Annotated in this window: 17 protein-coding genes; 13 read left to right on the top strand and 4 right to left on the bottom strand. The window is 71.3% G+C overall.

The genetic code is table 11. The annotated features are described in order from the left end of the window. Window positions 1-134: 134 nt before the first annotated feature. A complete protein-coding gene (locus ACFVQ0_RS26880; RefSeq protein WP_390091859.1) occupies window positions 135-782 on the top strand; it encodes a TetR/AcrR family transcriptional regulator in 648 nt (215 codons plus the stop codon). A 4-nt stretch (window positions 783-786) separates the two neighbouring features. Here ACFVQ0_RS26880 and ACFVQ0_RS26875 read toward each other — a convergent pair whose 3' ends face one another. From ACFVQ0_RS26875 to speB, 3 genes are all read right to left on the bottom strand, one after another. Beyond that, window positions 787-1689 carry a serine hydrolase gene (locus tag ACFVQ0_RS26875; RefSeq protein WP_390091762.1) on the bottom strand — a complete coding sequence of 301 codons (903 nt, stop codon included), beginning with the start codon at window positions 1687-1689 and terminating at the stop codon, window positions 787-789. Window positions 1690-1773: 84 nt separating this feature from the next. Then, window positions 1774-3459: a thiamine pyrophosphate-binding protein gene (locus ACFVQ0_RS26870; RefSeq protein ID WP_390091761.1), complete on the bottom strand. Its 1686-nt coding sequence runs from the start codon at window positions 3457-3459 to the stop codon at window positions 1774-1776. Continuing rightward, window positions 3456-4424, bottom strand: a complete 969-nt coding sequence (speB, locus tag ACFVQ0_RS26865) for an agmatinase (protein WP_371773072.1) — start codon at window positions 4422-4424, stop codon at window positions 3456-3458. Before speB ends, ACFVQ0_RS26870 begins: the two co-directional genes overlap by 4 nt. Before the next feature lie 321 nt (window positions 4425-4745). Here speB and ACFVQ0_RS26860 point away from each other — a divergent pair, with 321 nt between their 5' ends. Beyond that, window positions 4746-5423 carry a TMEM175 family protein gene (locus tag ACFVQ0_RS26860; protein ID WP_390091760.1) on the top strand — a complete coding sequence of 226 codons (678 nt, stop codon included), beginning with the start codon at window positions 4746-4748 and terminating at the stop codon, window positions 5421-5423. A gap of 5 nt (window positions 5424-5428) precedes the next feature. Here ACFVQ0_RS26860 and ACFVQ0_RS26855 read toward each other — a convergent pair whose 3' ends face one another. Continuing rightward, window positions 5429-6916 carry a sodium:solute symporter gene (locus ACFVQ0_RS26855; RefSeq protein ID WP_390091759.1) on the bottom strand — a complete coding sequence of 496 codons (1488 nt, stop codon included), beginning with the start codon at window positions 6914-6916 and terminating at the stop codon, window positions 5429-5431. A gap of 126 nt (window positions 6917-7042) precedes the next feature. Between ACFVQ0_RS26855 and ACFVQ0_RS26850 the strand changes: the two genes are divergently transcribed. The 11 genes from ACFVQ0_RS26850 (at window position 7043) to ACFVQ0_RS26800 (ending at window position 21217) form a co-directional block, all read left to right on the top strand. After that, a complete protein-coding gene (locus tag ACFVQ0_RS26850; protein WP_390091758.1) occupies window positions 7043-8497 on the top strand; it encodes a PucR family transcriptional regulator in 1455 nt (484 codons plus the stop codon). A 103-nt stretch (window positions 8498-8600) separates the two neighbouring features. Continuing rightward, the gene (locus ACFVQ0_RS26845; protein ID WP_390091757.1) at window positions 8601-8909 is read left to right on the top strand and encodes a hypothetical protein; all 309 of its coding nucleotides are present in this window, start codon (window positions 8601-8603) and stop codon (window positions 8907-8909) included. A gap of 173 nt (window positions 8910-9082) precedes the next feature. Then, window positions 9083-10423, top strand: coding sequence for a type VII secretion integral membrane protein EccD (gene eccD / locus ACFVQ0_RS26840; RefSeq protein ID WP_390091756.1), 1341 nt, complete (start codon window positions 9083-9085; stop codon window positions 10421-10423). A gap of 73 nt (window positions 10424-10496) precedes the next feature. After that, window positions 10497-11612 carry a MinD/ParA family protein gene (locus ACFVQ0_RS26835; RefSeq protein WP_390091755.1) on the top strand — a complete coding sequence of 372 codons (1116 nt, stop codon included), beginning with the start codon at window positions 10497-10499 and terminating at the stop codon, window positions 11610-11612. A gap of 52 nt (window positions 11613-11664) precedes the next feature. Beyond that, window positions 11665-15684: a type VII secretion protein EccCa gene (eccCa, locus tag ACFVQ0_RS26830; protein WP_390091754.1), complete on the top strand. Its 4020-nt coding sequence runs from the start codon at window positions 11665-11667 to the stop codon at window positions 15682-15684. 46 nt (window positions 15685-15730) lie between these two features. Continuing rightward, window positions 15731-17143: a DUF6177 family protein gene (locus ACFVQ0_RS26825; RefSeq protein ID WP_390091753.1), complete on the top strand. Its 1413-nt coding sequence runs from the start codon at window positions 15731-15733 to the stop codon at window positions 17141-17143. Between the two features lie 130 nt (window positions 17144-17273). After that, window positions 17274-17606 carry a hypothetical protein gene (locus ACFVQ0_RS26820; protein ID WP_073739529.1) on the top strand — a complete coding sequence of 111 codons (333 nt, stop codon included), beginning with the start codon at window positions 17274-17276 and terminating at the stop codon, window positions 17604-17606. 36 nt (window positions 17607-17642) lie between these two features. After that, entirely contained in the window at window positions 17643-17963 is a 321-nt protein-coding gene (locus ACFVQ0_RS26815) for a pore-forming ESAT-6 family protein (RefSeq protein WP_390091858.1), read from the top strand. Window positions 17964-18010: 47 nt separating this feature from the next. Further along, window positions 18011-18436, top strand: coding sequence for a DUF6507 family protein (locus ACFVQ0_RS26810; protein ID WP_390091752.1), 426 nt, complete (start codon window positions 18011-18013; stop codon window positions 18434-18436). Continuing rightward, complete coding sequence (locus ACFVQ0_RS26805) at window positions 18433-20919, top strand: hypothetical protein (RefSeq protein ID WP_390091751.1); 2487 nt, start codon at window positions 18433-18435, stop codon at window positions 20917-20919. The genes ACFVQ0_RS26810 and ACFVQ0_RS26805 overlap by 4 nt, the downstream gene beginning before the upstream one ends. Window positions 20920-20929: 10 nt before the next feature. Next, window positions 20930-21217 (top strand): hypothetical protein, encoded by a 288-nt coding sequence (locus tag ACFVQ0_RS26800; protein WP_390091750.1) that lies wholly within the window; start codon window positions 20930-20932, stop codon window positions 21215-21217. Window positions 21218-21246 lie beyond the last annotated feature (29 nt).

Here is a 21246-nt window from a genome sequence, read left to right as displayed (position 1 = left end):
ACAATAGAACGTGGTTCGACAATAGAACGGAGTTCGATAGATGCGCAAGCTGTGATTGGATGGGTGACATGACAGGCCCGCGACCACGACCCGCCGATCGCCCTTCCCGAGGACGTCAGCGTGGATCGCACTCCATCGAGGCCGTCCTCTCGGCGGCCGTGGCCCTGCTCGACGAGGCGGGCGAGCCGGCGCTGACCCTCCGCGCCCTCGCGGCCCGGCTCGGCACGGGCGTCGGCAGCATCTACTGGTACGTATCCGGCAAGGACGACCTGCTCGACCGCGCCATCGACCATGTGCTGGGCGGGGTGCTGACCACCGTCGAGAAGCAGCACAGCAGCGGCGATCCGATCGACGACCTGCGCGTGATGGCCGTCACCCTGTTCGACGCGGTCGTGGACCGGCCGTGGCTGGGCGCGCACTTCATGCGGAACATCGACGTCGAGGGCAACGCGTTGCGGCTCTACGAGGAGCTGGGGCAGCAGACGCTCCGGCTCGGCCTCACGCCCCGGCAGCGGTTCCACGCCGTGACGGCGATCGTGGGCGTCGTGGTCGCCAACGCCGCCGACATGGGGCAGGAGCCGCCCCAGGAGGTGGTCGACGGACTCGTGGGCCGCGAGGAGTTCCTCGGCCGCTACGCCGCGACGTGGCGCACGCTCGACGCCGGGACGTACCCGTTCCTGCACGACATCGTCGACGAGTTCGACGGGCACGACGACAAGGAACAGTTCCTCGCCGGGCTGGAGCTGACGCTGTCGGGCCTGCGCCTCCAGGCGGGGACCTGACGGCTCAGCGGTTCAGCGCGGCGGCGTCCAGGTGGCTCGCGTACCGCGCGTTCAGGTCCTTGTGCACGGCCCGCGCCACCGCCTGGATGGTGTCGACGCCGTCGTTCATCGTCCTGTTGTCCTGGGTGAGCACCGAGAGCGCGTAGTCGTGGCCCCGGCCCGTGAAGGCGCCGATGCTGTGCACCCGCCAGCCGTGGGTGGCCCGGCGGAGCCAGCCGTTCTTGAGCTGGACGGTGGCCGAGGCCGGGACCCCGGCGGGTGTTCCCCAGCGTTGCGAGGCGACGACCCTCCCCATCAGTCCCAGCTCGTAGGCGCGGGCCTTGTCGCTGAGCACCGGGTTCGCCGTGGTGAGCAGGGCCAGCAGCCGCTGCTCGTCCTGCGCGGTGATCTGCGTGAGCCCCCAGTAGCCGCCAGACCCGGGTGTCGTGTGCGTCATCCCGGCCGCCTTGAGGAAGGCCCTGATCCTGGTGGCGCCGAGCTGCTTCCACAGGCTGGTGGTGGCGTTGTTGTCGGACTTGGTGATCATGGCGGTGCTGAGATCGCTCTCGCGCCGCGTCAGGTGGCGGTGGTGCGTGGCGCTGTCCCGGAGCAGCGCGGCCAGCACAGTCGCCTTCACGACGCTGGCGGAGTCGTACGCCGATGTGGACCGCAGCGCGCACGTGGTGCCGGTGGTCCGGTCGTGGAGCGCCAACGCGGTGGTCGACCCGCGCCCCCTGAGCGCCGCGGTGATGTCCTTCGACAGCGTCGCGGCGAGGGCGGGCCTGCCGGAGGCGCAGCTCACCCCGGGCGTCGTGGCGGTGGCGGGCACCGAGCAGAGCGCGACGGCGGCGAGCACGGTGACGGCCAGCGCGGCGGTCGGTGCGGGCCGGGAACGGCGGGATGTGCGGGATACGCGGAATGCGGTCATGGTGTACCCGGATCAACGCGACACGCCCGGAGCCGTTACGGTTCCGGGCGTGTCGCGTTCGGCCCCCTCAGAGGCGCGGCTTCCTCACAGGTGCGTCGGCTCGAACATCCTGAGCAGCGCCGGGAGCACCACGACCGAGGGGCCCGGCTGCGCGAAGGACTTGGCCAGGTCGGCGGCGAGCGTCTCCGGGCTCGTACGGACCGCGGGGACGCCGAAGGACTCGGCCAGGGCGACGAAGTCCGGGCGGGACAGCTCCGTACCGGTGGCCTCACCGAACGCGTCGGTCATGTACTCGCGCAGGATGCCGTACCCGCCGTCGTCCACGATCAGCCAGGTGACCGGGAGGTCGTACTGGCGGGCGGTGGCCAGCTCCGCGATGGAGTACATCGCGCCGCCGTCACCGGAGACCGCCAGGACCGGCTTCGTGCGGTCGGCCGCCGCCGCGCCGATGGCCGCCGGGAATCCGTAGCCGAGACCGCCCGCGCCCTGGGCGGAGTGCATGGTGTTGGGGTGGCGGGCGTCGAAGGCGGACCAGGCCCAGTAGGCGAGGATCGTCATGTCCCAGAAGCTGGGGGACGTGTCGGGCAGGGCCGCCCGGATCTCGCCGAGGAGGTGCTGCTCCAGGGTGCGCTCCTGGGCGTCGATCCTGTCCCGTACCCGGCCGAGCAGCTCCCGGACGCGCTCGGCGGCTGTCGGGTCCTCGCGCGGGGTGACCGCTTCGAGGAGGTCTGCCAGGGCGTCCCTGGCATCCGCGTGGATGCCGAGCGCCGGGTGGTTGGACTCCAGCTTGCCGGCGTCGGCCTCGATCTGGACGACCCGGCCGCGCGGGGCGAACGTGTAGTAGTTCGACGAGAGTTCACCGAGTCCGGAGCCGACGACCAGCAGGACGTCGGCGTCCTCCAGGAAGTCCGTCGTGTGCCGGTCCTCCAGCCAGGACTGGAGCGAGAGCGGGTGCTCCCACGGGAAGGCGCCCTTGCCCCCGAAGGTGGTGACGACCGGGGCACCGATCTTCTCCGCGAGGGCGCGCAGCTTGCCGGACGCGTCGGAGCGGACGACGCCGCCGCCCGCGATGATCGCGGGCCGCTCGGCGTTCGACAGCAGGTGGGCGGCGACGGCGATGAGTTCGGGCCTTGCATGCACCTCGCGCGGGGTCGCGTCCATCGCCGTGACGACGGGCAGCGTCGTCCCGGCGAGGAGCACGTCCTGCGGGATCTCGACCCAGACCGGTCCGTGCGGGGCCGTCAGCGCGGACTCCCAGGCGGCGGCGATCGCGGACGGGATCTGCGAGGCCGTACGCACGGTGTGCACGGACTTCACGATGTCGCGGAACGACGCCTTCTGGTCGCGCAGTTCGTGCAGGTAGCCGTGGCGTCCGCCGCCGAGTCCCGCCACCGGGATCTGGCTGGAGATCGCGAGCACGGGGGCGGAGGCCGCGGCGGCCTCCTGGAGCGCGGCGAGCGAGGTGAGCGCGCCGGGTCCGGTGGACAGCAGGAGCGGGGCGACCTCGCCGGTGACACGGCCGTAGGCGTCGGCGGCGAAGCCCGCGTTGTTCTCGACGCGCAGGCCGATGTAGCCGAGGGACGAGCGGCGCAGCGCGTCGAACATGCCGAGCGCGTGCTGTCCGGGCAGCCCGAAGACGGTGGTCGCGCCGAGTCCCTGGAGGGTCTCGACGACGAGGTCGCCGCCGTTGCGGCCGGACGGGGGGTTCAGCGCGGCGGCGAGCTGCTCGGGGGTGAGCTCGGGCCGCTCGTCGTGGTGGTCGTGGCTCACTTCGTCCGTGCCTCTGCAATCTGGCGGGTCATGATCGTCGTCAGCTCGTACGCGGTGTGGGAGGCGGCGACGGAGGTGATCTCGGCGTGATCGTACGCGGGGGCGACCTCGACCAGGTCGGCGGAGACCAGGTTGCAGGAGGACAGCCCGCGCACGATTTCGAGCAGCTCGCGGGAGGTGAGGCCGCCGGCCTCCGGGGTGCCGGTGCCGGGGGCGTGCGCCGGGTCGAGGACGTCGATGTCGATGGAGATGTAGAGCGGCCGGTCACCGATGCGCTGCCGGAGCTGGTCGGCGATCTCGTCGACGCCGCGCCGCATGACGTCGGCGGAGGTCACGATCCCGAAGCCCATCTTGGCGTCGTCGGTGAGGTCCTGCTTCCCGTAGAGCGGGCCCCGGGTGCCGACGTGGGAGAGCGCGGAGGTGTCGAGGATGCCCTCCTCCACGGCCCGGCGGAACGGGGTGCCGTGGGTGTACTCGGCGCCGAAGTAGGTGTCCCAGGTGTCCAGGTGCGCGTCGAAGTGGAGCAGCGCGACGGGCCCGTGCTTCTTGGCGACGGAGCGCAGCAGCGGCAGCGCGATGGTGTGGTCGCCGCCGAGCGTCATCAGCCGGGCGCCGGTGGAGAGCAGATCGTCGGCCGCGGCCTCGATCGTCTCGACGGCCTCGTTGATGTTGAACGGGTTGGCCGCGATGTCACCGGCGTCCGCGACCTGCGCGAGGGCGAACGGTGAGGCGTCCTGCGCCGGGTTGTACGGGCGCAGCAGCCGCGAGGCCTCCCGGATCGCGTTGCCGCCGAACCGGGCGCCGGGCCGGTAGGAGACCCCGGTGTCGAAGGGCACGCCGACGACGGCGACGTCCGTCGTCCCGACCTCGTCGAGGCGGGGCAGCCGGGCGAACGTCGCGGGCCCGGCGTACCGGGGGACGCGGGAGGAGTCGACGGGGCCGCGCGGCGTTTCGGTGCTGCTCATGAGGTGGGTGACCTTTCCTGTGATGCCTGTGATGCCTGTGATTCCTTCGGCAACGCGCTGCTTCTTCGGTCTGCGGGATCTCCCGGAACGGCCCGGAAGCACGCGCACGGGTCCGCTGTCGACGGTAAGCGGCGGGCCAATGGGCCAGAAGTGTCGATTTCATCCATTCTCGCCGACCGGAAAGGATGAACCATCCATATCCCGTCGCACGGCCGCCGACATTCGGCTTCTGCCGGGGGCGGGCCCCGGCGAGCTCAGGAGCGGATGGCCCGGCGCTCCCTAGGATCGGGGGGTGAGGATCTTGACCGACGGGAGCCCCGGATGAGCGATGACGCGCGGCCGGAGCCCGGCCTCTCGACGGAGCGGCTGAACTTCTTCACGGACGCGATCTTCGCCATCGCCATGACGCTGCTGGCTGTCGAGCTGGAGCGCCCGGACAAGGCGGAACTGGCGTCGGCCCGTTCGCTGGGCCGTTTCCTGGTGGACCAGCGGAGCTCCTACCTCGCGTTCGCGCTGTCGTTCGCCCTGCTCTGGTCGGTCTGGCGCCGCCATCACCAGCTGATGGACCGGATCCGCGTGCTGTCGAAGACCTTCGCCTTCTGGCACGCACCGTTCCTGCTGCTGGTGGCGTTCCTGCCGTTCCCGACGGCCGTCATCGGTTCGGCGATCACCAATCCGATGGCGCAGACCCTGTTCGCCGGCACGATGGCGGGCATCCTGTTCTGCGAGGTCGCGCTGAAGGAGGTGTCGGCCGACGCCGGTCTCGTCATCGGTGACGTGGCCCTGGCCCGGCGGCACGCCAACGCCTCGTGGGCGGTGGCCCTCTGGTTCACCCTGAGCCTCGGCCTCGCGTGGGCGTTCTCCTACGCCTATCTCCTGTGGTTCCTCGCGCCGTTGGCGGCCGGGTACGGCGGAACGCTCGTCACCCGGCTGCGCGCCCGCCGCCCGGCCCCGCACGGCGAGGACGGGCGGCGCCAGGACGGGCGCGAGGACGGCTGACCGCGTCAGCCCGCCGCCACTTCCGTCACCCGCTCGCCCGGCTCGCGCTCCGGCTCCGCCTCCCCGCCACGCCCCGCCAGCCGCTCGCGCCAGGCCAGGAGCACCGCCGCGTCCGTCGGCTTCGTGGCCAGCGAGACGACTACGTAGACGGCGAGCGAGGCCAGCAGCCCGTAGTAGACCGGCTCGTTCGCGAGGATTCCGTACCCCGCCATCAGCCCGATCACCGCGAGGCCGCCCACCGCCACGGCGGCCAGCGCCCCGGCCGCCGTGCCCCGGCGCCAGAGCAGGCCGCCGAGGATCGGTACCAGCAGTCCGCCGACGAGCAGGTTGTAGGCGACGGTCAGGGCCTCGACCACGTTGTTCAGCGCGATGGCGATGAGGATCACCGCGATGCCCATGATCAGGATGAAGGCGCGGTTGCCCTTCACCTCGTCGTGTTCCGCACTGTCCCCGCCCCGGGTGACCGCGCCCTTGAGCCGGGACCAGATGTCGTTGTTGGCCACCGTCGCGCAGGCGATCAGCGCACCGGAGGAGGTGGACATCACGGCGGCGAGCGCGGCGGCCAGGACCAGACCGCGTACGCCCACCGGGAGTTCGTCCTTGACGATGGTCGCGAAGGCCGCGTCCGCGGTGGGCAGCTTCGGGTACATGACCTTGGCCGCCGTACCGATGACGGCGCCCGCGACGGCGTACACCAGGCAGTACGTACCGGCGACCGTTCCGCCCAGCCGCGCCACCCGGTCGCTGCGGGCGGTGAACACCCGCTGCCAGATGTCCTGGCCGATCAGCATGCCGAAGGTGTAGATCAGCACGTACGTGAAGATCGTCTCGCCGCCGATGCCCAGCGGGTCGAAGTACTCGGTGGGCAGCTTGGCCTTCATCTCGCCGAAACCACCGGCCTTGATCACCGCGATGGGCAGCAGGAGCAGCAGCACCCCGATGGTCTTGACGACGAACTGGACCATGTCCGTGAGCGTGATCGACCACATGCCGCCGAGCGTCGAGTACGCGACGACGATGGTGCCGCCGAGGACGATCGCGACGGTCCGGTTCATGTCGAAGAGGACGTCGAAGATGGTGGCGTACGCGATGGTCGAGGTGACCGCGAGCATCAGCGTGTACGCCCACATGACGATGCCCGAGATGAGCCCGGCCCGGCCGCCGTAGCGCAGGTCGAGCATCTCGGAGACGGTGTAGACCTTCAGCCGCGCGATGCGGGCGGAGAAGAACACGGAGAGGGCGAGCAGCCCGAGGCCGATGGTGAAGACCATCCAGGCACCGGAGAGCCCGTACTGGTAGCCGAGGCCGACCCCGCCGATCGTGGAGGCACCGCCGAGGACGATGGCGGCCATGGTGCCGGAGTACATGAAGGGGCCGAGCCGACGGCCCGCCACCAGGAACTCGCTCTTGGACTTGGCGCGGCGCATGCCCCACCAGCCCATGGCGAGCATGCCGGCCAGATAGACGACGATCACGGCGTAGTCGACTGCCATGGGCTTTCCTCCGTCTCGATCACAAGGTTCGCGGGTTCGGTTGTCGTGAAGACGGTAGGTGGCCCGGAAGCGACGCTGAAGTGTACGTTTCATCCATTCTCACCGCACCGAACGGATGAACCCTCCATGCCGGAATCCCCCGCCGCACCGGCCGCCCCGCCGACCCCGCCCATCCCGCTGACCGAGCTGCTGGCCAGGGAGGGGCTCGGGCTGCGCCGGATCGCGGGCCCCGCGGAGGCGGAGCTGCTGTGGGTGCACACCTCGGAGATGGCCGACCCGTATCCGTATCTGCTCGGCGGTGAGCTGCTGCTGAGCGCCGGGGTGCTGCTCACGGACCCGGACACCTATGTGTCACGGCTGGTGGAGGCGGGGGCGGCGGCGCTCGGATTCGGGGTGCGGCCGGTGCACGACACGGTGCCCGCGGAGCTGATCGCGGCGTGCGAACGGTACGGGCTGCCGCTGATCGAGGTGCCGCCCGAGACCCCGTTCACGGCGATCGCCCGCGCGGTGTGGCAGCTGATGGCCCAGGCCCGGGTACGCGAACTGCGCCGGGTGACCCGCGCCCAGCAGGCCCTGGCGACAGCGGCGGCCAGGACCGATCCGGTACCGGCCGTGCTGCACCAGCTGGCGGCCCAGTTGGAGGGGCGGGCGGTGCTGCTCACGGCCGACGGCGAGGAACTGCACGCGGCCGGCCGGACACCGGCCCCCGACGTACGGGCCGCGCTCACCCGGCTCTCCCGGGTGGTCGCGCCGGTCGTACGCCCCGCGCCCGCCTCGGCCACCGACACCCTGGGCACCACCCATCTCGCCGCGTACGCGCTGGGCGGCGGGCAGGGCCTCGTCCTGACCCTGGCGACGGAACGGCGCGAGGCGGGCGACCACACCATCGCCGGGGTCGCGGTCGTCCTGCTCTCCCTGCTGGCCGCCCCGCACCAGGGCGCCGACGCCGCCGGCCGCTCCGCCGCACTGGTCCGGCTGCTGCTGGGCGCGGACCCGGCGGCCGTCGCCCCGCTGCTGGGCGGCGCGGAGCGGTGGACGGTGGTGCACGCGCGCCGGGGCGGCGGCGACCCGGTGGACCCGCTCACGGCCGGGGCGCTCGGCGCGGCCCTGGGCTCGGCGCTGGTCGACGCGGGCCGGGGCGGCGCGGCGGTACGGGTGCTGGTCCCCGGCGACGACCGGATCACCCCGCAGCCCGGCTGGACCCTCGGCGCCTCCGCCCCCGCCGCGATCACCGCGCTGGACTCGGCCGACGCCCAGGCCGCACGCGCCCTCGGCCGCGCGGAGGCGACCCGCACCCCACTGGCGGTGGACGCGCCGGTCACCCGCCTCGCCGCCCTGGTCCCCCCGGAAGCCGCCCAGGCCCATGCCCGCGCCCTGTTGGCCCCCCTCACCGAGCCCCTCACCGAGACGCTGCGCTGCTGGCTGAGCCTGCACGGCAGCTGGGACCGCACGGCGACCGCCCTCCGCGTCCACCGCAACACGGTCCGCCAGCGCATCGGGCGGTGCGCGGTGCTGCTGGGGGCGGACCTGGACGACATGGACGTACGGACGGAGCTGTGGTTCGCGCTCCGGCAGGGGTGACGGGGGCGGGGATCGGGGGCGGGGCGGGGACGGCCGGTTCCGGCGGGACGCGGTGTCCTGACCGCCGGCCCATGACATATGTTGCAGTGGCAAAGGGGGGCCCATGGCACGGGATTACGACAGTCAACTGCTGGAATCGGTGGGAGTACGCCGCCGCAGGATGCGTGACGCGCTCCTGTTCGGCACCCAGCGCGCGCGGCGCACGGCGGACGAACGGCTCGGGAAGGTGTTCGCGGGAATCGCGATCACCGCCGTGCTGTGCGCGGGGTGCGTGGGCTGGTCCTTCCTCCAGCACACCCTGGACAGGCAGAAGGCCGAACAACAGAAGCAGCAGCGCCAGTCCCAGCAGTACGAGGCCCCCGCGCACTCACCCCCGCGGTCCGCCTCGCCCTCCACCGGCGCCGCGCGATAGACCGCGCGGCGGACGCGGCACCGAAACGCGGCGGCACACCTGCCCCTGATGCGGCGGGGAAGGGAATTCCGCCAAGTTCAGGACCGTAGAAGAACCCGCGGCACACTTTGCCCAATTAGCCCGAAATTCCGGAAATTCGCGATGGTAGGTTTGCGCAAGTGGCGAGCACAGCAATGACTTCCCGAGCGGAAATGAGCCGGGTGACCCTGGTCGGCGAGCGGCGCCGGGCCGACATCGTGCTGCCCTCGGACACTCCTGTCGGGCAACTCCTGCCGGACATTCTGCAACTGCTGGACGACCGGGCCGCATCGCGGCCGCTCACCAGGCAGTTGATCACCTCCGACGGCTCGGCCCTGCCGCATGACAGCACCCTGGCGTCGGCGGGCATCGGGGACGGCGCCGTACTCCGGCTCGTCCGCGCCCATGCCGCGCCACCGGCCCCGGTGGTTCACGACGTCACCGACCTGGTGGCCGACAGCCTCGACCTGCAGGCCTGGCGGTGGAGCCCCGGGGCACGACGGGCCGGGGCGGGGGCGACGACCGTGGTCTTCGCGGTGATCGCCGCACTGCTCGCCCGCCACGAGTTCCCGCTCGCCGCGCTGGCCGGGGCCCTGACGGTCGTCACCGTCGCCCTCGTCGTGGTGGGTGCGCTCGTCGCACGGCTCGGCCGGGGCAATCGCGGCCTGGCGGCCGCCCTGCTGTTCGTCTCCGCCGGGCTCGCCGTCCTCACCGCCTGGACCGCCGCCGACGCCTACGACTGGTCCGGGGCGCTCCGGCTGGCCGGGGTGGCGGGCGCGGTCGCCGTATCGCTGGCCCTGCTCGGCTTCTTCTCGCCGTTGGGCCGGGGCGGTCTCATCGGGGCCGTGGCGACGGCAGCCCTCACCCTCGTCTGGGAGAGCGTGGCCGCCGCCGAACCGGACCCGGCCCGGCTCGGTGCCGTCATGGCGGTGGTCTCCGTGGTCCTGCTCGGCGTGCTGCCTCGGCTCGCCCTGATGGCGTCCGGCCTCACCGCACTCGACGACCGGCGCTCGGGCGGTGTGTCCGTCAGCCGCCACGACGTGGGCAACGCACTCGCCGCCACGCATCGCGGGCTCGCCCTCGCGACCTTCGTCACCTCGGTGTCGGCGGCCGCCGCGGGCTGGCTCCTCACCCTGGCAGACCGGCCGACCGCGTGGACGGTGCTGCTGCCCTCGCTCGTCGCCGTGGTGCTCCTGTCGCGGGCCCGAGCCTTCCCGCTGGTGGCCGAGGTGGTGGCGCTCTTCGCCGCCGCCGCTGTCCTCCTCGTCCGGCTGGTGATGCTGTGGGCGGAGCAGGCCGGCGGCACCGGGCCCGTCGCGGTGCTGTGCGCGGCGGCGCTGCTGCCCCTGCTGGCCCTGGCCGTCGAGCCGCCCGAGCACGTGCGGGTCCGGCTGCGACGCACGGCCGACCTGGTCGAGTCCATCGGCGTCGTGGGGCTCTTCCCGCTCGCCATCGGCGTGTTCGGCATCTACGGACAGCTCCTCAACAAGTTCTGACGTCTCAGACTCCACATGTGCGGGCGCTCCGGGCGGGACAGCGAAGCGGAGAAGCCGGAGAAGAAGGGCCGACATGCCGAACGCGGACAACTGGCAGGGCGATGTGCTGCGCGATCTGGGGAACCCCGCCGCGCAGAGTGCCGTGGGCCCCGGCGTCCGGCCCACAACGGCGCCCACCCCGGCCCAGTCACGACCACAACCAGAGCCACAGCCACAGCCACCCGTCCCGGTCCAGCAGCAGGCGCGGGCCGGCACCGGGCGCTCGCGGACGCCGGGCTCGCGGGCTGTGCTGGACGAGGCGCTGGCCGCCGCGGCACGCCGGCCGCCGCATGGCGAGCCGGTCACCGTCCGGGCCTCGCGTGCGCTGCGCCGGATCGCGTCCTCCTCGGTGTCACGCGAGGTCGCCGAGCTCACCCGTACCGCCGAACTGCTCCAGCAGCCGGTGACGACGGGGCGGCAGATCGCCGTCACCTCCATCCGGGGCGGCGCGGGCAAGACCACCGTCGCCGCGCTGCTCGGCACGGCGTACGCGCACTACCGCCAGGATCCGGTCCTGCTGGTCGAGGCCGATCCGGCCCTGGGCTCGCTGCCGCTGCGGCTCGGCGCAGAGACGCTGCGCTGGACCACGGCCGATCTGGCGGACATCGTGCAGCCGCAGATGTCGCTGCTCGACGTCACCGGCTACCTCGTCCAGCTCCCCGACAACGCCTGGCTGCTGCCCGGCAGCCAGGGCCGGATCGGGGCGATGCTGGACACCCCGACGTACGAACGGGTCATGGTGGCGCTGCGGCGCTACTTCGGCGTGACGGTCGTCGACTGCGAGACGCTGCCCGCCGAGGTCGCCCGGGTCGCACTCTCGGCCGCCCAGGCCCGGGTGCTCGCCGCGCCCGCCACGCTGGACGGCGTCGCGAGTACGTACGCCGTGCTGCAGTGGATGCAGCAACTGCCCCGCCAGGTGATCGAGGGGACGCTGGTCGTACTCTCCAGCCTGACGGCGCGCCCGGGCATCGACCTGGACAAGGCCGCCGGGAGGCTCGGCTCCACCGGTGCGGGCGTCCATGTCCTGCCCTACGACCGGCACCTGGCGGCGGGCGGTCCGCTGAACACCGAGCTGCTCGCGCGGCCGACCCGGCTGGCGGCCACCCGGCTGGCGGCCGAGGTCTTCCAGCTCTCCCAGAAGCGCCGGTGACCCCGATGCCGCCCAGGAGCCACCAGCCGGCCGTGAACCCCGGACGGAACCGATGAGTACCCGACTGATCCACCGCCCCGCCCGGACCACCCGCCCGCCGGCCGCGTCGGCGCCCCGCACCATCGAGGCGCCGCCCAACCTCCCCGAGGGGAAGTCGGGGAACATCGCGATGTCACTGCTGCCGGTCGCCGGGGTCATGTCGTCCGTCGTGATGATGACGGTCGTCCGCAACAGCCAGTTCGCGGGACTCGGCGCGATCATCCTCGTGGTCACCGTCATCGGCTCCGTGGCCCTGCTCCTCTCGCAGCGCGGCAAGGCCCAGCGCACCCGCCGCACACAGCGCGAGGCCTACCTCGCCTATGTGGAGGACCTGCGGGAGGAGTTGTCGGCGGAGGAGCGCGCGCGGCGCGAGCGGGCCGATGTGCTGAACCCGTCCCCGTACGCCCTGTACGACATCGTGCGTGACCCGGCCCGCCTCTGGGAGCGGCGCAGGGCCGACGACGACTTCCTGCGGGTACGGGTCGGCACCGGCGAGATGCCCGTGCGGGACCTGCGGATCGCCGAGCCGGGCTCGTCCGTCCTGACCCCGCCCGACCTCTTCATGCTCAACGAGGCCACGGCCCTGGTGAACCGGTTCCGCGACGGCACCGAGCTGCCGCTGACCGTCCCGCTCGACCGGGTCGGCAACATCAGCGTGATCGGCCCACGCGAGGACTGCCTGCGGGTCGCCCGCGCCCTGGTCGTCCAGACGGCGGCCCTGCACGCACCCGACGACGTGGCCATCGCCGTCGCGGCGCCGGGCGAGCGCATAGCGGACTGGGAGTGGGCCAAGTGGCTTCCGCACCTGCTCGACTCCGAGCAGTCCGACGGACCGGTCGCCGCCCGCCGCATGGCGCCCTCCACGCCCCAGCTGGCCCACCGGCTCGGTGCCGAGCTGCGCCGCCGGGCCTCGTACGCCGCCGAGGTCCGGCGTGGTCTGGCCGGCCAGGACGCGCTTTCCATGAACTCCCGGCTGCTCGTCATCACCGACGGGCACGGCGAGGACGCCGTGGACCTGCCCCGCCCCGACGACGCGGTCGGTCTGCGCGAGATGGGTGTGAGCGTGCTGCACCTGCTCGAACAGCGGGTGCACGAACCGGGACACGTCAACGTACGCATCACCGTCGACGGCACCGATGTGACCATCGAGGACCTGCGGGAGCCGGAGCCCGTCCTGGCTCACGGCACGGTGGACCAGGTCGGCATTCCCTTCGCAGAGGGGCTCACCCGGATGCTCGCACCGCTGCGGCTGTCCGCCGAGTCCCTGGTGGACGCCCCGCTCTCCGGCCCTGTCGAGTTCGCCGCGATGCTCGGCATCGACGACGTGGCCCGGCTCGACCTGGCGCGGCTCTGGGCGCCGCGCGGGGAGCGGGCCTTCCTGCGCGTTCCCATCGGCATCAGCGACTCCCACGAGCCGGTGCTCCTGGACCTCAAGGAATCCTCCGAACTGGGCATGGGGCCGCACGGGCTGTGCGTGGGCGCCACCGGTTCGGGCAAGTCGGAGCTGCTGCGGACCTTGGTCCTCGGCCTGGCGGCCACCCATCCCCCCGAGGAACTCGCTCTCGTCCTCGTCGACTACAAGGGCGGTGCCACGTTCGCGCCCTTCGCGGGACTGCCGCACGTCGCGGGAGTCATCACCAACCTGGAGAACCAGGCCGGTCTGGTCGAACGCGTCCACTCCTCGCTCGCCGGTGAGGTCAAGCGGCGCCAGCAGGCGCTGAAGGACGCGGGCAACGTGGCCGACATCGGGGACTACGCGGCGCTGCGCGCACAGAAGCGGCCCGACCTGGATCCGCTGCCGCATCTCTTCGTCGTGATCGACGAGTTCGGTGAACTGCTCACAGCGAAGCCCGACTTCATCGATCTGTTCCTCTCCATCGGCCGGATCGGGCGCTCCATCGGCGTCCACCTCCTGCTCTCCAGCCAGCGGATCGAGGGCGGCCGGCTGAAGGGCCTGGAGACCTACCTCTCCTACCGGCTCGGACTGCGGACCTTCTCCGCCGACGAGTCGCGCACGGTCCTGGACACCACGGACGCGTTCCACCTGCCGCCGCTGCCCGGCTTCGGCTATCTCAAGGTCGACACCAGCCACTACACCCGGTTCAAGGCCGGATATGTCTCGGGCGGTTACCACGGCCCGGCCCGGCACACCGCCGAGGAGGAGACCGGACCCCTCGCGCTGGCCTACGAGGCGTTCAACACCCTGGCCGGACCGGACAGCACCCAGGAGTCCCAGGAGCCGGCATCCCGCCGACGTGAGACCGGTCCGACCGAACTCGGCATCATGGTCGATCAGTTGACCGGTGCCGCACCAGGGGTGCGCAGCATCTGGCTGCCCCCGCTGCCCGCCGCGGTCGCCCTGGACACGGTCGCCGGGCCGCTGGACGTCGGCCTGCGCGGGATGCGCCTGACCGGAGCGCGGCCGGGCGGCGGCAGGCCCGGCGCCCGTCGGACGGGTCCGCTCCTGGTGCCGCTCGGCCTGCTGGACGACCCCGCCAGGCAGTGGCAGGGGCAGTGGCTCCTGGACCTCACCGTGGCCGGCGGGCACGCGGCCGTCATCGGCGGCCCGCAGTCCGGCAGGACGACGCTCCTGCGCACCCTCGTACTCTCCCTCGCACTGACCCACACCCCGCAGGAGGTCGGCGTCTACGGACTCGACCTGGTAGGCGGCGGCCTCCAGGCACTCTCGGAGCTGCCGCACGTGGGCGGTGTCGCGGGCCGTGCGGACCGGGAACGGACGGCCCGCACCGTCGAGGAGGTCCGCGCCATGCTCGCCGTGCGCGAGAACCTCTTCCGGGAGCACGGCATCGACTCGGTCGAACAGCTGCGCACCCTGCACGCGGCGGGCCGGCTGCCGCTGCTGGCATCCGCCGAGATCCTGCTCGTCATCGACGGTTTCGGCGCGCTGCGCGACGAGTTCGACGACCTCGACGACGCGATCGCGGACATCCTCAAGCGCGGCGGCGGCTACGGAATCCATGTCGTCGCGAGCATGTTGCGCTGGAACGACGTACGTATCGCCGTCCAGTCCAACTTCGGTACCCGGGTCGAGTTGCGTCTGAACGATCCCGGTGAGTCGAGCATCGACCGCAAGCTCGCCGCGACCCTCTCCCCCGACGAGCCGGGCCGCGTCCTCACCGACGGCAAGCTCTTCGCCCAGGTCGCCCTCCCGCGTACCGACGGCCTGGCCGACACGGCGGATCTGGGCGCGGTCCTGGAGCGCACGGCCCGAACGGTGCGGGCCACCTGGCACGGTGAGGTCGCCCAGCCCGTCCGGGTACTGCCCCATGTCCTGGAGCCGCGGCTGCTGCCGGGCCCGCTCGCCGAGCCTCGCCGGGTTCCCGTCGGGCTGGACCAGTCGGCCCTGGCGCCCGTCCTGCTCGACCTGTTCGGGCACGACCAGCACCTGCTGGTACTGGGAGACACCGAGTGCGGCAAGACGAACCTGCTGCGGGCGGTCGCGGACGGTCTCGTCGACCGGTACGGCGAGGACGATCTGGTGTTCGCCGTGATGGACCCGCGGCGCTCCCTGCGGGGTGTGGTCCCGGAGGAGTTCAACGGCGGCTACGCCTACAACTCCAAGCTGTGCGCCGGGCTCTGTGCCGCGATCACTACCGAACTGGAGAAGCGGCTGCCCGACGAGACCGCCCGGCTGGAGGACCTGGAGCCGGGGAACTGGGGCAAGGGTCCGCGCATCGTGGTCATGGTGGACGATTACGACGTACTGACGACCGCCGGCCAGTCGCCGCTGGCCGGGTTCCTCCCGTACATCCCGTCGGCGGTCGACATCGGCCTCCACTTCGTGCTGACGCGACGCGTGGCCGGCGCCTCGCGCGGTGTGTACGAGCCGCTGGTGCAGAGCCTGCGGGAGTCGGGTGCCTCGGCCCTGGTGATGTCCGGCGACCGGAGCGAGGGCCAGCTCTTCCCGGGGGTGTACGCGTCGCGGCAGGCACCGGGACGTGGCGTGTTCCTCCAGCGGGGCCGGCCCAACCGGCTGATCCAGACGGTGTACGCACCGGGGCGAGCGACCTGATGGACATCGGCCGCGGCCGCCGGACGACGAAGGACGGGACGACCCCATGACGAAGGACGTCATCGCGCTCACCACCCGCATGCCCGATCCGTGGAGCGTGCTCGCGGGCCTGCTCTCCGGCGGCCCGGACAAACTGGCGGGCACCCACGGAGAGGGCGCTGTGGTGCAGCTCTGCGATGTGCGGGGGCGCCCGCTCGTCTCGGTCGAGGCACCGCTGCTGGTCGCCGTGGAGGGTGAGGCGGAGCGGCTGCTCGGGGCGAGCGCGCCGCCGGTCCCCTACTGGTGGACCGAGGCCCGCGCCACGACGGGCATCGCGGAGGCGGAACAGCTCGCGGGGACGTTCGCGGCCCGGCTCACCGCGCTGGTGGGCGGCTCCGCCTGGCCGCCGGACGCCGTCGGCTCACTCACCGTGGTGCCGGGCGACGGGGTGAGCGTCGCCCCGGCGCCGGCCGCCGCGCAGCCCGCCGTGGACGTGCTCACCGACAAGGTCGCCGTCGTCATCCAGGACCGCCCGGTCGTCGCGATGACGGCCTGGCTCTCCGACGCCTTCCGGGCGGCCGCCGAGGCGGGGCTCGGCCTCCAGATCGTCAGCCCGGCGGGCACCACGCTCTCCCCCGCCGTACGCGACAGCCTCGGCGGATGGCCGTCGCGCTGGATCGTCCAGGACGAGCGGGACGGGTACTACGACGGCCTGTCGGGGGCCGTACTGCGGTGGCAGGACGGCGTGTTCGCGCCCGTCGCCTCTCCGGACGCGGCCGAGGACGCTCCCGTGGCGGCCTCCTACCAGGAGGTCACGGACACGGGTGAACGCCAGCTCGCCCTGACCTTCCGCATGGTCCACCCGGCGGACGACCGGCTGGTGCTCGGCGGCGGCCTGGAGGCGGTGTGGCGGGCGCTGACCGGGAGGCCCCCGGCGGGCTGGGGTACCTCGGAGCCGGCGAACCTTCCGTGGTCACCGCGCCAGTTGACCGACCTGGCCCACCGCAGGGCGCCGGAGCCGACGTGGCTCGTGGCGGTCGGCGGCGGCCCGGAGCGGCCGGGCCTGGCCACCGTACGCGTCGCGCGCACCGAGGCGGGCGTCGAGGAGCACGTCACGGTGGCGTTCGGCTACGGAAGCGGCGAGGAATGCCCCGTGGAGGCTCTGCCCGCCCTCGCGGAGGAACTCGCCACCCGGCACCACCTCCAGTCGATGCTCGTACAGCTTCGCAAAGCGCGACGCGACATGGCGGTGCCCGCGCGCTTCGAGGGACCGGGCGTTCCGCTGGCTTTCGTGCTCGGTGCGGAGGAGGTGCGCACGATTCCCGGCGACCGGGCCCACCGCACGCCGCTGCCGGACGCGCCCGTCCCGCTCGGCCCGAAAACCCGCCCCGCCCTGTACTACCCGCTGCCGGGCGACCCTTCGGACCTGTCGGGCTGGCTGGACTTCGAGCGCCTGATGCGCCACCTCAAGGGGACGTAGCGGGCCTGGTCGGCACAGTGGGCCTGATGTGGCCCAGGTCTGTCCGATTGCAGATTGCAGTAGCTATCGACGGGTTGATAGACATGGACCCGAGCATGAAATCACGCGTTCGAGTGGGTGGGGGAAGCTGATGAAGTTCGACATGGGGGCGTCGGTCCTTTCGACGCTGATGTCGCAGTCACAGGGCTCCAGTACGGACCTGGGCACGCTGATCCGGCAGTTGATCGCGGCGGCTGAGCCACTGGAGGGCAAGTTCAACGGGGCGGGCAAGGTCGCGTTCGACGACTTCAAGAATCGCTCCGACGAGATCACCGCGGCGTTGAACGCGTCGCTGTCCGGGATCCTCGGCGGCCAGTCGGGGATGGACGCGGCGTTCGCCTCGGGTGACCAGGAGCAGGGCGACAACGCGAAGACGCAGATGTCGTCGGCCAACTTCGACGCGGCACGCTTCGGCGGCCGCTGAACCGGGTTCGCGTTATCTGACGGGGAGTGAGGAATGATGGCGGGACACGCGGGAAACACCGACCGGCGTTCGTACGACACGGGCGCCTCCACCGAGGCCCAGGGCAACATCCAAGCGGTGATCGCTCAGCTGGAATTGGTGATCACGGCCCGGGACACCCAGGTGAAGACGGCGATGAGCGACTTCGCGGCCGACGGCGTGGCTGATGAGTACCACGGCAAGGAACTGCGGTGGAACGCGACGTCGCAGGAGGTCAGGAACATCATCCAGCTGCTGCGTTCGACGCTGGAGAAGAACGACGGTACGGCGCAGCAGACGCTGGCGCGCGCGAAGGCAGCGGTCGACAACATCGGCTGAGCGGTTCGCCGTGTCATTCGGTTCGGTACGGGGGCGGGGGATTTTCTGTGACGGCGTGGGACATCGAGCCGCAGGGTGTACAGGGGCAGCTGAAGCAGGTCGGCGCACACGCGGGTGACCTGGAGAAGGCGCTGAACGCCATGGTCACCGCGATGTCGGAGGCGGCGACGCACGCGGGTACGGCGGTACCGGGCACGGCGGCGTCGCTGCCGGTGGCCGGGCCGGTGGCAGTGGGGGCGGAGCCGTTGTCGCATCCCACGCTGGGGCCGGTGGCAGCGGCGCTGGGCACATACATGACGGCGCGGAAGCCGCAGTTGAAGTCGATGGCGGAGCGCATCCAGGCGGCCGTGCTGGGTGCCGGGACAGCGACGAACGAGTACGTGGAGGGCGACCTGGACACCGCGAAGCAGGCCCAGGACGCCGCGAAGTCCGTCCGGCTGGACCTGCTGAAGGACATGGGGGCCGCCAAGTGAGCGGGAACGAGGCGGTCACCCCGTCAGGCATCCCGGTCTTCACCGGCAACCTCGGCCTGCTGGACACCAGCGTGACCGCGCTGGCCAAGAGCGGAACGTCGATCGCCACGGCCGCCGGTGACGTACACAGCAGCTTCGGCGGCCTCCAGGCGTTCTACAAGGCACCCGAGGCCGACCAGCTGTTCGCCACGACGAAGCCGGTCTCGGACCGGGGGACCTCCCTGAAGTCGGACCTGACCACGATCACCGGCGCGCTCAGCACGTACTCGGACGAGGCCTACCCTCTGGTCGAGAAGCTGAAGGAACTCAGGCGCGAAGCCGACGCCTTCGTCGTCCAGATCAGGGACGACGACAAGTGGCGCGAGGACGGCGACCTGGTCGACGAGAACAACCACCGCCGCGACGAGATCGCCGAGACCTGGACGGCGTTCCAGGCCGTGGAGCGGGCCTGCCACGACAAGATCGTCGCCCTGGTCGGCGGCCCCGCACTGAAGATCGACGACGGCTCCGGCAAGAAGGGGACGTACGGCTACGACGCCGAGACCCTCAAACACGCCGAAGGGCTGCCCTGGGGCGACCCGGTCGAGGAGTCCAAGCCCTGGTGGTACGTCCACGAACACGCCTGGGACTTCATCAAGGGCTTCTTCGTCGACGGCGTCTGGGGCACGATCAAGGGCCTGGGCACCCTGGTCGGAACGGACGGCTGGGACTCCGCCAAGCAGGCCTGGTCGGGCCTGGGCAAGCTCGCCACCGGCCTGGTGATCACCGCCACACCGCTGGCCGGCCTGTTCTGGACTCTGCCGGACGACAAGCTCCCTTCGTACCTGCGTGACTCCCGCAAGGCGATGAAGGAGACCGGCAAGGCGCTGGTGGCCTGGGACCAATGGGGCGAGAACCCGTCCCGCGCCGCGGGCGCGGTCACGTTCAACGTCATCACGACCGTCTTCACCGGCGGCACGGGCGGCGCGGCCTCCGGCGCCGGAAAGGCCGCCCTCGCCGCGAAGGCGGTGTCCACAGCGGGCAAGGTGGGCCGGTTCGTCGACCCGATGACGTACGTCTTCAAGGGCGCGGGCATGGGCCTGACGAAGATCGGTGACGTCATGGCGGGCTTCAGGGGCCTGAGCACCACAGAGATCCCTCCCCTTCCGGAAGGCGTCGTCACCCTCCCGGAAGGCGGCTTCAAACTCGCCGACGGGACGCTTCACCTCCCGGAGGGCTCAGCAGCCCCAGAGGGCGCGTTCGCGGTCCCGGGCAACTCGTTCAAACTCCCGGACGGCGCGGAAATCCCCCCGGGCGCGACCAACCTGGGCGACGGCGTGGTCCACCTCCCCAAGGGCACGGCACCCCCCGCAGGCTCCCTCCGCATCCCCGAAGGCACCCTCAAACTGCCCGAAGGCACGACAGCCCTGCCCGAGAACGTACTCAAGGGCACGGACGAACACGGCAACACCGTCTACCTGGACCGCCCGGGCAACGTCCTCAAGGAAGACGGCACCCTCAAGCAACACCACAGCGCCGCGAAGCGGGAGGACGTGACCACTGGCGCGGAGACCCCGCTGCGGCAGCCGGCCCTGGTCGGCGCCCACACCGTCGCCAACTCCTCGGACGGGGCGCTCCGAATGGGCGACGACCTGGGGGACGTGGGGCGGGCCGGCGACGACGCCACCAGCACCGGCAGGACGCCGTCGGGCGGTATGGCGAACAGCCTGCCGGGCGGAGCGGCCGACCAAATGCCCCACAACAACAATGGTGACCCCACAACCGTGGACGGCCACAGCGGCGGGGGTGGCCACCCCACCTCGGATGGCGGCCACACAGCATCCGGATCGGCCGACGGTGCTACAGAATCCGGCAGTGGCCACTCGAACACAGAGGGGTCCAGCGGCAGCTCCGGCTCTGCGAACGGCAGTTCCCCAGCGAACCCGCCATTGGATCCTCAGACCGTAACTAGCCGGATCAGGGATCTGGACGACCGACAAGGCGGTGAGGGACACGCACCGGGACGTCACCTCTACCCGGACGACGATGCCCTGCGGAAACGGCTGGGCACTGTACTCACCGAATCCGATGGAACACCCAAGATCTATGGTCCGAATTCAAGCAACCCCGGACTTCTCAAGTCTGAGAACAACGTTGACCCCTTGACTGGAACCACTGTCGACGGAGTACACGGCGGTGTCCATCGGGTCGGACCGTTCGCCACAAGGTTCGATGATGCTCAGGATATGGTGCGCGCGGATATGTACTTCCGCGACGAGATCGCGCGAACCGGTCAAGCTCCTCCAGAAACCCCCATCGACCAGGTACTTGGCACCGGTGCAGAGGAGCGGCTGAGCGGCTACTACCGCGACCCCGCCAACCCCAGCACGTTCAAGCAGGTCGACTTCACCGACGGCACGATCGTTCCTGTATACAAGTTCCACGACGGAAAATATACGCTTCACACCATGTTCGCCAACCCTGCGCCCGGCCGACATCCCTAGGAGGATTTAAATGGACAAAGAATTTTCGGGCTTCCTGAGAATCTATCTCAACGAAGAACAGGCGTACGACAACACTGGCTACTTGCGCCCGACCTTGATGAGCTTCAACGACTCATACGTCCAAATGATCCGCGAGGGTTTCACCGAGATTATTCGGGATAAAAATTTCGGGACAGCAGAGTACGAGCGCTTGACGAATATCGAGTTCCCAGATTATGACTCCCTCCAGCAATACCTCTTGGACATGTACTCATACCTGTTCCAGGACGCCATCACTCAACCACTCCCTCCCGCATAGAAAAAGACAACGGGGGCAGCCCGTCGTCT

The organism is Streptomyces sp. NPDC057900 (genome assembly GCF_042887885.1).
Lineage (GTDB): Bacteria > Actinomycetota > Actinomycetes > Streptomycetales > Streptomycetaceae > Streptomyces.
This window is presented reverse-complemented; position numbering and strand designations above follow the sequence as displayed.

Coding starts and splice junctions, on each gene's coding strand:
- ACFVQ0_RS26875 (WP_390091762.1), bottom strand. CDS start 1,689: ATGACCGCATTCCGCGTATCCCGCACATCCCGCCGTTCCCGGCCCGCA.
- speB (WP_371773072.1), bottom strand. CDS start 4,424: ATGAGCAGCACCGAAACGCCGCGCGGCCCCGTCGACTCCTCCCGCGTC.
- ACFVQ0_RS26860 (WP_390091760.1), top strand. CDS start 4,746: ATGAGCGATGACGCGCGGCCGGAGCCCGGCCTCTCGACGGAGCGGCTG.
- ACFVQ0_RS26855 (WP_390091759.1), bottom strand. CDS start 6,916: ATGGCAGTCGACTACGCCGTGATCGTCGTCTATCTGGCCGGCATGCTC.
- ACFVQ0_RS26850 (WP_390091758.1), top strand. CDS start 7,043: ATGCCGGAATCCCCCGCCGCACCGGCCGCCCCGCCGACCCCGCCCATC.
- ACFVQ0_RS26845 (WP_390091757.1), top strand. CDS start 8,601: ATGGCACGGGATTACGACAGTCAACTGCTGGAATCGGTGGGAGTACGC.
- eccD (WP_390091756.1), top strand. CDS start 9,083: ATGACTTCCCGAGCGGAAATGAGCCGGGTGACCCTGGTCGGCGAGCGG.
- ACFVQ0_RS26835 (WP_390091755.1), top strand. CDS start 10,497: ATGCCGAACGCGGACAACTGGCAGGGCGATGTGCTGCGCGATCTGGGG.
- eccCa (WP_390091754.1), top strand. CDS start 11,665: ATGAGTACCCGACTGATCCACCGCCCCGCCCGGACCACCCGCCCGCCG.
- ACFVQ0_RS26825 (WP_390091753.1), top strand. CDS start 15,731: ATGACGAAGGACGTCATCGCGCTCACCACCCGCATGCCCGATCCGTGG.
- ACFVQ0_RS26820 (WP_073739529.1), top strand. CDS start 17,274: ATGAAGTTCGACATGGGGGCGTCGGTCCTTTCGACGCTGATGTCGCAG.
- ACFVQ0_RS26815 (WP_390091858.1), top strand. CDS start 17,643: ATGGCGGGACACGCGGGAAACACCGACCGGCGTTCGTACGACACGGGC.
- ACFVQ0_RS26800 (WP_390091750.1), top strand. CDS start 20,930: ATGGACAAAGAATTTTCGGGCTTCCTGAGAATCTATCTCAACGAAGAA.